This is a genomic window from Chromobacterium aquaticum (assembly GCF_021129195.1).
Lineage (GTDB): Bacteria > Pseudomonadota > Gammaproteobacteria > Burkholderiales > Chromobacteriaceae > Chromobacterium > Chromobacterium aquaticum.
In genome coordinates this window covers 1-14,655 of sequence record NZ_JAJOHW010000087.1, presented here as the reverse complement: position 1 = coordinate 14,655, position 14,655 = coordinate 1, and the positions used below count along the sequence as shown (strand labels likewise).

The 14,655-nt window shown below is 64.8% G+C and carries 13 protein-coding genes; 8 read left to right on the top strand and 5 right to left on the bottom strand.

Features of this window, described 5'->3' with window-relative positions; all coding sequences use genetic code 11:
• Positions 1–301: RnfABCDGE type electron transport complex subunit B (locus tag LQT98_RS13690; RefSeq protein ID WP_231462863.1), on the bottom strand; the 301-nt coding region annotated here is incomplete at its 3' end.
• Between the two features lie 230 nt (positions 302–531).
• Here LQT98_RS13690 and LQT98_RS13685 point away from each other — a divergent pair.
• On the top strand, positions 532–2,421 hold the full coding sequence (locus tag LQT98_RS13685) for a methyl-accepting chemotaxis protein (RefSeq protein WP_231462862.1): 1,890 nt from the start codon (positions 532–534) through the stop codon (positions 2,419–2,421).
• Positions 2,422–2,517: 96 nt separating this feature from the next.
• On the opposite strand, the gene acs is transcribed toward LQT98_RS13685, so the two are convergent.
• From acs to LQT98_RS13670, 3 genes are all read right to left on the bottom strand, one after another.
• Positions 2,518–4,482, bottom strand: a complete 1,965-nt coding sequence (gene acs / locus LQT98_RS13680; protein ID WP_048407884.1) for an acetate--CoA ligase — start codon at positions 4,480–4,482, stop codon at positions 2,518–2,520.
• 110 nt (positions 4,483–4,592) lie between these two features.
• Positions 4,593–6,272 (bottom strand): cation acetate symporter, encoded by a 1,680-nt coding sequence (locus LQT98_RS13675; protein ID WP_048407885.1) that lies wholly within the window; start codon positions 6,270–6,272, stop codon positions 4,593–4,595.
• Positions 6,269–6,580, bottom strand: coding sequence for a DUF485 domain-containing protein (locus tag LQT98_RS13670; RefSeq protein WP_048407886.1), 312 nt, complete (start codon positions 6,578–6,580; stop codon positions 6,269–6,271). The genes LQT98_RS13675 and LQT98_RS13670 overlap by 4 nt, the downstream gene beginning before the upstream one ends.
• A 474-nt stretch (positions 6,581–7,054) precedes the next feature.
• Between LQT98_RS13670 and LQT98_RS13665 the strand changes: the two genes are divergently transcribed.
• The gene (locus tag LQT98_RS13665) at positions 7,055–7,942 is read left to right on the top strand and encodes a LysR family transcriptional regulator (protein ID WP_231462860.1); all 888 of its coding nucleotides are present in this window, start codon (positions 7,055–7,057) and stop codon (positions 7,940–7,942) included.
• Positions 7,943–8,035: 93 nt separating this feature from the next.
• Entirely contained in the window at positions 8,036–8,521 is a 486-nt protein-coding gene (locus LQT98_RS13660) for a hypothetical protein (protein ID WP_048407888.1), read from the top strand.
• A gap of 35 nt (positions 8,522–8,556) precedes the next feature.
• Here the strand turns inward: LQT98_RS13660 and ppk2 are convergent, their stop codons facing one another.
• Entirely contained in the window at positions 8,557–9,408 is an 852-nt protein-coding gene (gene ppk2 / locus LQT98_RS13655) for a polyphosphate kinase 2 (protein ID WP_197081338.1), read from the bottom strand.
• 361 nt (positions 9,409–9,769) lie between these two features.
• Between ppk2 and LQT98_RS13650 the strand changes: the two genes are divergently transcribed.
• From LQT98_RS13650 to LQT98_RS13630, 5 genes are all read left to right on the top strand, one after another.
• A complete protein-coding gene (locus LQT98_RS13650; RefSeq protein ID WP_231462858.1) occupies positions 9,770–10,465 on the top strand; it encodes an ABC transporter ATP-binding protein in 696 nt (231 codons plus the stop codon).
• Entirely contained in the window at positions 10,462–11,838 is a 1,377-nt protein-coding gene (locus tag LQT98_RS13645) for an ABC transporter permease (RefSeq protein ID WP_231462856.1), read from the top strand. The genes LQT98_RS13650 and LQT98_RS13645 overlap by 4 nt, the downstream gene beginning before the upstream one ends.
• Before the next feature lie 28 nt (positions 11,839–11,866).
• Positions 11,867–12,637, top strand: a complete 771-nt coding sequence (locus tag LQT98_RS13640; RefSeq protein WP_048407891.1) for an outer membrane lipoprotein-sorting protein — start codon at positions 11,867–11,869, stop codon at positions 12,635–12,637.
• Between the two features lie 3 nt (positions 12,638–12,640).
• Positions 12,641–13,870, top strand: coding sequence for a hypothetical protein (locus tag LQT98_RS13635; protein WP_231462854.1), 1,230 nt, complete (start codon positions 12,641–12,643; stop codon positions 13,868–13,870).
• Positions 13,871–13,882: 12 nt separating this feature from the next.
• A partial coding sequence (locus LQT98_RS13630) for a histidine kinase (protein ID WP_231462852.1) occupies positions 13,883–14,655 on the top strand: 773 nt, incomplete at its 3' end.

The window sequence follows — 14,655 nt, the reverse complement described above, 5'->3', positions numbered from 1 at the left end:
TGGCGTCCACCGGACAGGCCTGGATGCACAGGGTACAGCCTATGCAGCTGTCTTCGCGTATCACGGCCAGCGCGCGCGGCTTGGGCTGCGGGCCGTCGGCGGCGAAGGGAATGACGTCGCGGCCCAGCAGTTCCGCCAGCGCCCGGATGCCGGCGTCGCCGCCCGGCGGGCAGCGATTGATCGGATCGCGTCCGTCCGCCAGCGCCTCCGCATACGGACGGCAACCGCTATGGCTGCACTGTCCGCACTGGGTCTGGGGCAGGAGGGCGTCTATCCTTTCGACGAGAGTGATCACGGGCATGCTGTCGGATTCCGCTTCAAAAACCGCTAATTATCGACGCTAGGGCGCCAAGCTTCAACTCCCGGCGCGGCCGCTCCTTGCCGTAACGACGGTTTACCCGTCCAGCTTGGGCTCGGTTTTCGCCGCTCCTGGGCGCGGCAAGCCGCTTTTGCAAAAAAATAAACAGGATGGCTTGGAGGTGTGCACAGGTGCGCTATGGTGAAAATACTCACTTTCCCGGAGCGCCCGCCATGAAAATCGCTCACAAAGCCGGCCTGATCTCCGCGCTGGTGCTGGCCTTGACCCTATCCACCCTGTCCTGGCTGCAATACCTGAGCGTTGCGAACAGCATACGCGCCGGCAAAGAGCAGGAAGTGACCCAGGCCAGCCAGGTGCTGGCCGAGCAGATCGCCAATTGGCTGAACGGCAAGCTGGCGCAGATCCAACTGATGGCGGAAACCATAGACGCCGGCTTCAGCGGCGAGCGCATCCAGGAAGTGTTTCAGCGGCCGATGCTGAAGAATGAGTTCAAGCTGGTGTTCGGCGGCCTGGATAGCGACGGCAAGAAAATCTCCAATGACCCATCGTGGAACCCGCCGCCTACCTGGGATGCCCGCAAGCGGCCATGGTATCCGGTGGCCAAGGCGGCCTCCGGCGTCGGCCTGACCGATCCCTATCCCGACGCGGCGTCCGGGGAGATTTTGATCTCGGTGGTGGCCAAGCTGACCGACAAGGGCGCGTTCAAGGGCGCTTTCGGCGGCGATCTCAGCCTGAAATCGGTTTCGGACGCGTTGAACACCGCCACCTTCAATGGCGCGGGTTACGCCTTCCTGCTGTCCGCCGACGGCAAGATCATCAGCCATCCGGATGCCAAGCTGAACGGCAAGAGCGTAGCCGAACTGTTTGGCGGCAACGCGCCAGCCCTGGACGGCAAAGTACAGGAAGTGGAAGTCAACGGCCAGCGCCTGATGGTGGCCTTCCATCCGCTGTCGCACCTGCAGCCGGCCAAGTGGCTGGTGGGCGTGGTGCTGGACGAGGACAAGGTGATGGCCGAGGCGCGGCAGATAGGCTGGCGCGGTTTCTGGGGCGCGGTGATCGGCGTGGTGTTGAGCATGGTCATTCTCAGCACCCTGATGCAGCAGATCCTGCGCCGTCCCTTGCAGCAGCTCAAGCATTCGCTGGCCGAACTCAACAGCGGCAACGGCGACCTGACGCGGCGCATAGACGAAAGCTCCCGCGACGAATTCGGCGAAGTGGCCAAGGAGTTGAACCGTTTCATCGCTTATCTGCAGCGCTTGATCGGCGATATCCGCCAGATTTCCACGCGCGTCCACGATGGCGCGGAGCAGAGCGCCGCGGAAGCGCAGCAGAGCAGCGGCGAGGCCAGCCGTCTGCAAAGGGAGCTGGAGCAATTGGTGGCCTCCATTGGCCAGATGGCGGAGGCGTCCGGCGAGATGACATCGAATGCCGGCGCGGTGGCCGAGGCCGCGCGGCAGGCGCATGAGGAGACCGGCAGCAGGATGGTGCTGGTGACTCAGTCCAGCCAGGCGATACGGCGCTTGGCCGACACCCTGGAGCAGACTTCCCTGTCCATGAACGAGCTGGCCGAGTTCAGCAAGAACATTGAATCCATCGTCAGGGTGATCACCGGCGTGGCCGAGCAGACCAATCTGCTGGCGCTGAACGCCGCGATCGAGGCGGCGCGGGCGGGGGAAATGGGGCGCGGCTTCGCGGTGGTGGCGGACGAAGTCCGCAAGCTGGCTTCGCAAACCCAGGAGGCGACTCAGGAAATCCGCAGCATGATAGAGCAGCTGCAGCGCGGTGTGGGCGAGGCCAGGGGCAAGATGGACGAAAGCCGCGATTGCGCCAGCAGCACGGTGAAGGACGCGGAGCAGATCAGCGAGATGCTGACGCGCATCCAGGATGTGATTTCCGACATCAACGCCAAGAACAGCGATATCGCCGACGCGGTGAACCGCCAAAGCCGAATGACGCGGGAAATCAACGACAGCGCCGGCAGCATCCAGCACATCGGCCAGCGCGTCAACGACGCGGCGCAGACACAGCTGCAGCATTGCAACGATACCGCCGCCGACGTGGTCGAGCAGGACAAGATGATCGCGCGTTTCCGGCTGGAGTAGCGCGCTGTTGCCGGCAAGGCCAGAGCGGCGCGCGAGGCATGAAAAAGCCGGAGCCGCATGGCGGCTCCGGCGCGGAGAATCCGGCGAGTCCGGCGTTTACAGCGGCTGTTGCAGCTGTTGCAGGATTTGCGGGTTTTCCAGCGTGGACACGTCCTGGGTGATTTCCTCGCCCTTGGCGATGGAGCGCAGCAGGCGGCGCATGATCTTGCCGGAACGGGTCTTGGGCAGGTTCTCGCCAAAGCGGATGTCGTCCGGCTGAGCGATCTTGCCAATTTCGTGCGCCACCCAGTTTTTCAGCTCGGCCGCCACTTTCTTGGCTTCCTCGCCCTGCGGGCGCGCGCCCTTGAGCACCACGAAGGCCACCACCGCCTCGCCCTTGACCTCGTGCGGCTTGCCGACCACGGCGGCTTCCGCCACCAGCGGGTTGGCCACCAGCGCGGACTCTATCTCCATGGTGCCCAGACGATGGCCGGACACGTTGAGCACGTCGTCGATACGGCCCATGATCCAGAAATAACCGTTCTCGTCGCGGTTGGCGGAATCGCCGGCCAGGTAGTACTGACCGTTGAACTCTTCCGGGAAATAGGTTTTCTTGAAGCGTTCCGGATCGTTCCAGATGGTGCGCACCAAGCTGGGGAAGGGCTTCTTGATCACCAGGAAGCCGCCGCGGCCCGGGTCAACCTGGGCGCCGGACTCATCGACGATATCGGCCATGATGCCCGGCAGCGGCAGCGTGCACGAACCGGGCTTGGTGGCCACCGCGCCCGGCAGCGGCGAAATCTGGATGGAGCCGGTTTCGGTCTGCCACCAGGTGTCGACAATCGGGCAGCGGCCGCCGCCCACGGTTTCGTGGTACCAGATCCAGGCTTCGGGATTGATCGGCTCGCCGACGGTGCCGAGCAGGCGCAGGCTGGACAGATCGTGCTGCTTGGGCAGGTCCGCGCCCAGCTTGATCAGCGAGCGGATGGCGGTGGGCGCGGTATAGAAAATGCTGACCTTGTGTTGCTCAATCATGCGCCAGAAACGCGAGGCGTCCGGATAGGTGGGCACGCCTTCGAAGATGACCTGGGTGGCGCCGTTGGCCAGCGGGCCGTAGCAAATATAGCTGTGGCCGGTGATCCAGCCCACGTCGGCGGTGCACCAGAACACGTCGTTGGGCTTGTAGTCGAATACCCAGCGGAAGCTGTTGGCGGCGCCCAGCAGATAGCCGGCGCTGCTGTGCTGGATGCCCTTGGGCTTGCCGGTGGAACCGGAGGTGTAGAGGATGAACAGCGGGTCTTCCGCATTCATCCATTCCGGTTCGCACTGTTCCGGCTGGCCGTCGGTCAATTGATGCCACCAGATGTCGCGGCCCTCGCTCCAGGCCACCTGGTTCTGGGTGCGCTGATAGGCGATCACGTGTTTGACGCTGTCGCAGCCGTCCATCGCCAGCGCTTCATCCACCGTGGCCTTCAGCGGCACGCTCTTGCCGCCGCGCAGGCCTTCGTTGGCGGTGATTACCAGTTTGGCGCCGGCATCCTGAACGCGGTCGCGCACCGCGCCGGCGGAGAAGCCGCCGAACACAACGGAGTGGATGGCGCCGATGCGGGCGCAAGCCTGCATCGCGACGATGGCCTCGATCACCATCGGCATGTAAATCACCACGCGGTCGCCCTTGGCCACGCCCAGGCTCTTCAGGCCGTTGGCGAACTGGCAGACGCGGCGGTGCAACTCGGCGTAGGTGACGCGGGTGACCGCGCCGTCGTCGGCTTCGAAAATCAGCGCGATGCGGTTGGCGTTGACCGCCAGGTGGCGGTCCAGGCAGTTGTAGGACACATTGAGCACGCCGTCGTCGAACCACTTGAAGAACGGCGCCTGGCTATCGTCCAGCACGCGGGTGAACGGTTTTTTCCAGGAGATCTGATCGCGCGCCAGATCGCCCCAGAACGACAGGTAATCGGCGTCCGCCTGCTCGCACAGCGTGTGGTACGCCTCGATGCCGGAGATCGCCGCCTTTTGGCGGAAATCGTCGGAAGGCGGAAAGCTGCGGGTTTCCTTGAGGACGGATTCTAGCGTGGACATAAACTTCTCCTGGATTAGCTTTGTTGTGATGCGGCCGCTCTCGATGCTGCCGGAGCGGCGTGGTGGTTTATAGGCCGGGCCGACATCCTCGACCCGGCTTTATGTCATTGTCAATGCTTGGAGGCCCCGGACGCGCCGATGCCGGTCATCGAGCGCACGAACTGGGCTTCGAACTTGGCTTTCTCCTCGCCAGCCTGGCGCGAGTTGTCCAGCACCGAGAACAGCCAGGTGGAAACGAAGGCCAGGGTCATCGAGAAGATGGCCGGGTTCTTGTACGGGAACAGCGCGTGCTCGTGCTTGAGCACTTCCACCCATACCGTCGGCCCCAGCACGATCAGCACCACCGCCGACAACAGGCCGATGAAGCCGCCGATCACCGCGCCGCGCGTGGTCAGCCCTTTCCAGAACATGGACAGGAACAGCACCGGGAAGTTGGCCGAGGCGGCGATGGAGAAGGCCAGGCCCACCATGAAGGCGATGTTCTGCTTCTCGAACACCAGGCCCAGCACGATGGCGACCACGCCCAGCACCACGGTGGTGATCTTGGACACGCGGATCTCGTCGGCCTCGTTGGCCTTGCCTTTCTTGATCACGCTGGCGTAGAGGTCGTGCGACACCGCCGACGCGCCGGACAGCGCCAGGCCGGCCACCACCGCGAGGATGGTGGCGAAGGCCACCGCGGAGATGAAGCCCAGGAACATATCGCCGCCGACGGCTTCGGCCAGATGCACCGCCGCCATATTGTTGCCGCCGATCAGCTGGGTGACGGACTTGCCGTTCTTGACCACGGTTTCCATCATTCCCGGCTGGTTCAGCACCAGCATGATGGCGCCGAAGCCGATGATGAAGGTGAGGATGTAGAAGTAGCCGATGAAGCCGGTGGCGAAGAACACCGATTTACGGGCTTCCTTGGCGTCGGACACGGTGAAGAAGCGCATCAGGATGTGCGGCAGGCCGGCGGTGCCGAACATCAGCGCCAGGCCCAGCGAGATTGAATCTATGGGGTCGGCCTTGCCCGGCGCCATGATGGCGATGCCCTTGCTATGCGCGGCCACCGCTTTTTCAAACATCATTTCCGGGCTGAAGCCCACGGTGGCCAGCACCATGATGGCCATGAAAGTGGCGCCGGACAGCAGCAGCACCGCCTTGATGATCTGCACCCAGGTGGTGGCCAGCATGCCGCCGAACAGCACATAGCACACCATCAGCACGCCCACCATCAGCACCGCGGAAGAGTAGCTCATGCCGAACAAGAGCTGGATCAGCTTGCCGGCGCCCACCATTTGCGCAATCAGGTAGATGGCGACCACCACCAGGGTGGAGGTGGCGGCGAAGCTGCGCACCGGCGTCTGCTGCAGCCGGTAGGAGGCGACATCGGCGAAGGTGTACTTGCCCAGGTTGCGCAGGCGTTCCGCCACCAGGAACAGGATCACCGGCCAGCCGACCAGGAAGCCCATCGAGTAGATCAGGCCGTCATAGCCTTTTTCGAACACCATCGCGGAAATGCCGAGGAAGGACGCGGCCGACATATAGTCGCCGGCGATGGCCAGGCCGTTCTGGAATCCGGTAATGCCGCCGCCTGCGGCGTAGAAATCACTGGCGGACTTGGTGCGGCGCGCCGCCCAGTAAGTGACGCCCAGCGTGAACGCCACGAACAGCAGGAACATGATGATGGCGTGCCAGTTGGTGGGTTGCTGCTTGACATCGCCCTCGATGGCCCCGGCCGCCATGGCCAAGGAGGGCAAGCCGGCGCCGGCGGCGCAGGCCAGCTTGATGAGGCGTTGCTTCATTGCTTGGACTCCTCGACGATTTGCTGATTGAGCAGATCAAATTCGGTATTGGCGCGACGGACGTAGATGCCGGTGAGCACGAAGGCCGAAAGGATGATCAGCACGCCGATGGGAATGCCCACGGTCATGGTGGCGCCGGCGCTGATCGGGTGGCCCAGCGTGGCCGGCGAAAATGCCAGCACCAGGATGAAGCCGTAGTAGATGACCAGCATGGCTATGGTGAGCTGCCAACCCAGGCTGGTTTTCTTGTGAACCAGTTCCTGAAACTTGGGGTTGGACTGTACCTTCTTGAGCACGTCCTCGTTCATTGCATCCTCCTTTGTGGTCGCGACTTGGGATGTCGCTGTTGAAAACATAAGGGAGGTGGGCGCGGCGAATCTAATCGCTTTTTCTGATGCGCAAAATTCGTGTCACCAATGATGCAATGCAAAAATCAATAAAAATCAATTGCTTATGGCAAAATTTTTGCCTCTGATTCCAGAGTTAATATTCTATTTTTGAACAGTTTCAGGGTATTGAACCAGGCCTTGCCTTGCCGTCATCCATGGCGGCTTCCGATAATGTAGTGGCAGAAAGCGCTTGTTATTTGGCCGGCCCTGCGCAGAAAATGGCCAACACAAATAAATATCGGGGCTAGCCTTGCCCCGGCCGCCGCTCTCCATCTTGTTGGTCCCTTCGCACTCATTCATCCCCCATCCGCGCCCAGGCGCCGGGATCTGCTTGCGGGGGTCGGAGCGGCATGCCGGCGGGTTCGCCACCGCGCATCCACGTCAGGGGAGAACATGGAAATCTATCAGTTGCGCACCTTTGTCACCGTTGCCCAGCAAGGGCATCTGACTCAGGCCGCCGAGCTGCTGCATTTGTCGCAGCCGGCGGTGACCGCGCAGATCAAGGCCTTGGAAGAAGAAGTGGGCATGCAGCTGTTCGAACGCAGCGCCGGCGGGGTGTCCTTGACCCGCTCCGGCCAGGAACTGCTGCCGCAAGCCCATTCCATTCTGAGCGCGGCGCGCGACATCATCAATCATGCGCGGCAGTTGAAAGGGCAGTTGTCCGGCAAGGCGCGGATAGGCGTCACCCTGACGCCGGACACCTTGAAAATCGGGCCCTGGGTGGCCGGCCTGGTGGAACGCTATCCCTTGCTGGACATACAGCTGCGCCACGGCGTCACCGTGGATGTGCTGAACCTGGTGCGCAAGAAGGAGCTGGATGCCGGCTTCTATCTGGGCAAGAACCCCTATGTCAACGTCGCCACCATCAAATTGACGGAACTGCCATTTCGCATTGTGATGCCGGCGGGCTGGGAGCTGCGCCTGCAGGGCGGCGCGCCGAAGGAACTGGGCAAATTGCCTTGGGTGGGCATCTCGCAGTTCTCCAGCCTGTCCAAAATTACCGCCGAGTTGTGGCGAGAACTCAACATTTCGCCTAAGAAGGTAGCGGAGTGCGATCATCTTGACGCAATCCTTGAGCTGGTAGCCTCCGGGGTGGGGGTGGCGCTGGCGCGGGAAGAGGACGCGCTGGCCTGGCAGGACGCCGGCAGGTTGACAGTGTTGCCGGATGTGCGCAAATTGGCTGAGTTGCAATTCGTCTACCCGGCGGACCGGGTGGGCGATCTGGTGCTGGAAACCCTGCTGCGGGAGTTGCTGCAGGTGTGGCGCCTGCCGTCAGCCTAAGAACTTGTTGGGGCGGCACTTGGACGTCGTCGCGGGGGCAAGGCCGCGCAGCCGGTTTTTACAACATCTGTTTGTGGGTGGCGAGGTGTGGCAATGACCCAGAGTTGGTTGATTGGCGCGATGGAGAATTATCGCGATGCGGTAGAGCGCGGGCAGCGGCGTTTGCTGGAAGCCCAGCACGACGCCTGTGTCACTTGGTGGTCGGCGTTCTCTCCGGCCTATCCGCTGTCGCAGCGCGATATGGAACGCCGAGTGGACGACAGCCTGCTGGTGGGGGCCAACCTGGTCCAGGCGCAGGCCGACACCCAGCGCGACTGGATGCTGCTGACCGAGCGCTGGCTGGTGGAAGTGAACCGCGATCTGCAGGCCAGGCTGGAAGCGGCCAGCGACGATGCGCCTTCGCTGCGGCCCTTGCAGCATGCCTGGCAGATCGGCAGTATGTCCGGCTCCGCCTTGTCCAAGGTGTCCCGCCAGGTGGGGCATTTCGCCGCCACCAGCCTGTCGTCCACGCCTTTGCGCGCCGCCTGTGACGCGCGGCGGGAGTGGAAGCGACAAAATCCATGTAGCTCGCCGGCCTAAGCGCCAGCTGTTCGCGGCTCCACGGCCGGCCCGCTTCAAATCCGCAGCAGCGCGTCGCTGTCCTCGGCGTCCATGCTGTGCGGCTCGCCCACCAGCAGCGGGTCCGCCGCGTGCGCGACGCGCGCGTCCTTGCCTGGATAATCCAGCCGCGACAGGAAGTAGCGGATGCAGTTGAGGCGCGCGCGCTTCTTGTCGTCCGACTTCACCACCGTCCACGGCGCGTCTCCGGTATGAGTGTGGAAGAACATCGCCTCCTTGGCCGCGGTGTAGTCGTTCCACTTGTCCAATGACTGAATGTCTATGGGCGACAGCTTCCAGTGCTTGAGCGGATCGTCGCGGCGCGAGATGAAGCGGCGCAGCTGTTCTTCGCGGCTGACCGAGAACCAGAACTTGAACAGGCGGATGCCGCTGTTGACCAGCATGCGTTCCAGCTGCGGCGTCTGGCGCATGAATTCCAGGTATTCGTGCGGATGGCAGAAGCCCATCACCCGTTCCACGCCGGCGCGGTTGTACCAGGAGCGGTCGAAGAACACGATCTCGCCGGCGGTGGGCAGGTGCTCGATATAGCGTTGGAAATACCACTGGCCGCGTTCGCGGTCCGACGGTTTTTCCAGCGCCACCACGCGCGCGCCGCGCGGGTTCAGATGTTCCATATAGCGCTTGATGGTGCCACCCTTGCCGGCGGCGTCGCGGCCTTCGAACAGGATCACGATCTTCTGGCCGCTCTCCTTGACCCAGTTCTGCACCTTCAGCAACTCGATCTGCAACGCCTGCTTTTGCTGCTCGTATTCCGGGCGGCGCAGCCGGCTGCGGTAAGGATAGCTGGCCGGCAGCTCCGCGCTGGTGCTGTCCTCTGCGCTGCCCTGCGGCGCGGCGGCCACTTGCAGCGCCACCGGCTGCTGGCTGATGGTTTCTATCGCCTGCACCGATTCCTGGCGCGCGCGCTCCACATTATTGCGGCGATGAGTCGTGGCGCGGCGCGGCGGCGGTTTGACGGCCGGCGGCTGGACATCGGCGCCGGCTTCCGCGGGCAGGGGGGCTTGGGGCGGGGTTTTGTCTTGTGTCATGCAAGCTCCTTTGCGAGGGGTAAAACCATGCTACTCCCATGGAAAACCGGTGTCGATGCGCAAGGCTTGGCGCCGCCGTGGCGCAACTGGCGCCCGAAATCGGCGTTTTGTCGCAAGGCAGAGCTTTTCATTCCGATTTCATGCATATTCATGCCATTGTGTTTTCGCGATGGAGGCCAGCATGTGGGCGGTGGAAATGAGCGGGGTGTCGAAAAGCTATCGTATGGAGCAGGTGCAGGTACCGGCGTTGGCCGAGGTCAGCCTCAAGATCGCCACGGCGCGTTTTACCGTGTTGTCCGGCCAGTCCGGCAGCGGCAAGACCACGCTGCTGAATCTGATCGGCGGCATAGACCGCGCCGATGCCGGCGAGATCGCGGTGGCGGGCCAGGACCTGGGGCGCTTGAGCGATGACGCGCTCAGCGATTTCCGCGCGCGCCATATCGGCTTCATCTTTCAGAACTTCAACCTGATGCCGGTGCTGTCGGCGTTCGAAAACGTGGAATACCCGCTGCAGCTGCAAGGCCTGCCGGCGCGGCAGCGGCGCGGTCGCGCGCTGGAAATGCTGGCGGCGGTGGGATTGGCCGACAAGGCGGCGCACCGGCCCGGCCAGCTGTCTGGCGGCCAGCGCCAGCGGGTGGCGATTGCGCGCGCGCTGGTGCACGAACCGGCCTTGGTGCTGGCCGACGAACCCACCGCCAATCTGGACAGCCACACCGGCGCGTCCATCCTGGCCTTGCTGCGGCAGTTGCAGCGCGAGCGCCAGGTGGCGGTGGTGTTTTCCTCGCATGATCCGCAGGTGATCGCGGCGGCGGACGACCGCTACCTGGTCCGCGATGGCCGGGTCGGCGCGCTCAAGCTTGAGGAGGCGCTGGCATGAACACCTTGAAGCTGGCCTGGCGCAATCTGTTGCGCAACCGTCGCCGCACGCTGGCCACCCTGTTCACCATGATCATCGGCCTGGTGGCGGTGCTGCTGTTCGGCGGCTACAACCGCACCGTGCAATACGGGCTGCAAACCGGCATGGTGCGCGCCGGCGGCCATCTGCAAGTCCAGCATCGCGATTACTTCCTGTACGGCAGCGGCAACCCGGCCGCTTACGGCATCCGCGATTACCGCGCGGTGATGAAGCTGATCGAGAGCGACCCGGTGCTGCGGCCGATGCTGACCGTGGTCACGCCCACGCTGAGCCTGGGGGGCATCGCCGGCCATTATTCCGCCGGCGCCTCGCGCACGGTGGTGGCGCGCGGCAGCGAGGTGGACGCGCAGAATCGGCTGCGGCGCTGGGACGACTACGGCTTCAACGACAAGCGCAAGCCGGTGGCGTTGACCGGCAGCGCGCCTAACGCGGCGGTGATCGGCACCGGGGTGGCGCGGGTGCTGCAATTGTGCGCGGCGTTCCGGCTCAAGGACTGCGCGCCGCCGCCGGCGGCGACCGGTGGTCAGGATCTGCCGGCCGATCTGGCCGCCTTGGCCGCGGAGGCGCCGCCGGCCAACGGCCGTGACGATAGGATAGAACTGCTGGCCGCCACCGCCGCCGGCGCGCCCAATGTGGCGCGGCTGCAAGTGGCCAAGGTGGAGAGCCAGGGCATCAAGGAGCTGGACGATATGTATGTCGGCCTGCACCTGCGTCAGGCGCAGCAACTGGTATATGGCCAGGGCGAGCCAATGGTGACCGCCATCGTGCTGCAGCTGCGGCATACCGCGCAGATACCAGCCGCCAGCGAACGGCTGCGGCAATTGTTCGCCACCACGCTGCGCAGCCAGCCGCTGGCGGTGCACGACTTCGCCACGCTGCAGCCGCAATACGGCCAGATCACCGGCATGTTCGGCACCATTTTCGGCTTCCTGGCGGTGCTGATCGCCTGCGTCGCGCTGTTCACCATAGGCAACACCATGAATATGGTGGTGCTGGAACGCACGGTGGAAATCGGCACCCTGCGGGCGATGGGGCTGCGCCGCCGCGGCATCCAGCGCCTATTCCTGTGCGAGGGCTGGCTGCTGGGCCTGGGCGGCGGCGCGCTGGGCATCGCGCTGGCATTGCTGCTGGCCTGGCTGATCAATCACGCCGGCCTGACCTGGCTGCCGCCGGGACAGGTCGATCCCAGCCCCATCCTGGTGCGGGTCTGGGGCGAGTGGCGGATGATGGCGGTGACCGCCGGCGGCTTGATGGCGATGGCGCTGCTGTCGTCGTGGTGGCCGGCGCGGCGCGCGGCGGCGGCCAATATCGTGGAGGCCCTGCGTCATGCTTGAGGCCGACGGAAAGCAAGGGAGAAGGACGATGAGGGGATGGGCATGGGCTTGCCTGGGGGCGGTTTGGCTGTCGGCGTCGGCGCTGGCGGCGCCCGACGCCCAGACCATCCTGGCCAATAGCGACGCGGTGCGCAATCCGGAGCGCTCCTTCGGGCTGGTGGTGTCGCTGGTCAGCTACAAGGACGGCAAGCAGAACGAGGCCAGCTCGCTGGCGGTGTATTCGCGCGCCGACCAGAAAAGCGGCCAGTTCCGCAGCCTGCTGCGCTTCATCAGCCCCAGCCGCGACGCCGGCAAGCTGATGCTCAAGAGCGGCAACGATCTGTGGTTCTTTGATCCGTCCAGCAAGGCCAGCGTGCCGATTTCGCCGCAGCAGCGGCTGCTGGGGCAGGCCGCCAATGGCGACGTGGTCACCGTCAACCTGGCGCTGGATTACCAGGCGACGCTGGCCGGCGAGGAAGACATTCTGGACGGCGACCGCCAGCCGCGGCGCAGTTACAAGCTGCGGCTCACCGCGCGCAACGCCGGCGTCACCTACCACGCGATCGACCTGTGGGTGGATCGCGACGGCTACCGCAGCCGCAAGGCGCAGTTCTACGCCGAGAGCGGCAGCCTGCTGAAGACCGCGTATTACCGCGCCTACCAGCCGGTGCTGGGACGCGAGCGGCCCACCGAGACCGTGATCATAGACGGCCTCAACCCGCGCTGGATCACGGTGTTGCGCAATAGCCAGTTCGCCTGGCGCGAGGTGCCGGAAGCCTGGCTGCAGCGCGACTACCTGCCGCGCTTCCGGGCGGAGTGAGCAATGCGTCGCTTGTTGATCGCGCTGGCGCTGTGCGGCGCCGCCGCTCACGGCGCGGACCTGCCGCCGGACGAGGAAGCGCTGAAGCTGGCCGATGCGACCCGGATGGAGGAAGAAAAGCCGCGCGATCTGAAACTGCTGCTGGAAGCCGCCGCGCTGTCGCCGCAGGGCGGCGCCGACAGCCAGCGCCTGTCCTTCGATCTGCGCTGGGATGGCCGGCTGAGCCCGGTCTGGCGCGGCACGCTGGCCAATCGCCTGGATTGGCGCTTCGCCAGCGCGCCGCAGCGGAACCACGGCGTCAACACCCTGAAGGAAGCGTATCTGAGCCGCGAGTTCGGCGCTGACATGATGTTGGATTTCGGTCGCGTCAATACCCGCTACGGCGTGGCCACCGGCTACAACCCCACCGATTTCCTCGGCGCCGGCACCGTGCGCTCGGTGGTGTCGGCCGATCCGGACAGCTTGCGCCAAAACCGCCTGGGCAACGCGATGCTGCGCGGGCAGAAACTTTGGGATCGCGGCTCGCTGACCGCGATCTGGTCGCCCAAGCTGGGCAATGGGCCGGACCCGGACGGCGCCAGCCTGGACTGGGGCGCCAGCAACCCCAGGCAGCGGCTATTGCTGGTCGGCAGCTATCGTTTCGCTGAAAACCTCAACCCGCAATGGCTGCTGCTGCAAGAGCAGGGCCGCTCGCCGCAACTGGGCTTCAATCTGTCGCGGGTGCTCAGCGATGCCACCGTCGCCTACCTGGAATGGGCCGGCGGCCGGCAGCAGTCCGCCTGGCGGCAAAGCCTGGGGCTGGCGGACCAGGGCTGGCGCAACCGGCTGGCCGCCGGCCTGACCTGGACCGGCGCCAACAAGCTGAGCCTGACGCTGGAAGGGCAGCATGACGGCGCGGCGCCGGATCGCGACGACTGGCGCGCGCTGCGCGCGAACCCGTTGGCTTACGGCGCGTATCGCGGCGCGGCCGGCGGGGGCGGCCTGTTGACCCGGCGCGCCGCGCTGCTGCGCGCGCATTGGCAGGACGCGCTGGTGGATGATCTGGACCTGACCGCGATGCGCAGCTTCGACCTGGTGGACCATAGCGGCATGAACTGGGCCGAAGCGCGCTATCATCTGGGGCCGGTGGACCTGGCCTTGCAATGGCAGCGTTTCGACGGCGCGCCGGACAGTCATTACGGCGCCAGCCCGGCACGCCAGGTCTGGCAGCTGGTGTTCAATTACTTTTACTGAGGCGACAGCAGGATGGGTGAGCGGAGAGCGGGGCTGTCGGCATGGCATTGGCTGGGCTACAGCACGGCGTGCAATGCGGCGATCGGCCTGTTTTTCTACTGGCTGGGCGGCAAGGGCAGCCTGGCCGACAATCTGCTGATTTCGATGTGCATAGGCTATGGCTGTTGGTTGGGCTGCACCTTGCTGAGCCTGCGCGACGGCCGGCGTCACCTGGCGTGGTATCTGCTGGTGGCGGCGCTGAGCGTGCCGCTGGGCTTCAAGCTGGCGGCCTGGTTCGGCGCCGTCGACGTGCTGGCGCCGCAGGCGCCGCTGACCGGCAATGTCTGGCGCGTGCTGGGGCCGGCCCTGCTGGTCGCGATCTTTGCCATGTTGCTGTCCACCAGCCATTTCCGTTCCCGTGAACTGGCGATGGAGTTGGAAACCACGCGCCGGCGCGAGGCAGAAAGCCGCCAAGCGGAAACCGCGGCCCAATTGGCGCTGCTGCAGGCGCAGATAGAGCCGCATTTCCTGTTCAACACCCTGGCCAATGTGCAAAGCCTGATTGCGCTGGACCCGCCGCGCGCGGAACGGATGCTGGGGTATTTGAACACCTATCTGCGCGCCAGCCTGGCGCGCACCCGCCATGGCGCCGGCACCCTGGCGCAGGAGCTGGAACTGGTGGGCGCCTTGCTCGACATCGCCGGCATGCGCATGGGCGCGCGCTTGCAGGTGGCGGTGACCGCGGCGCCGGAATTGATGGACTGGCCGCTGCCGCCCTTGCTGCTGCAGCCGCTGGTGGAAAACGC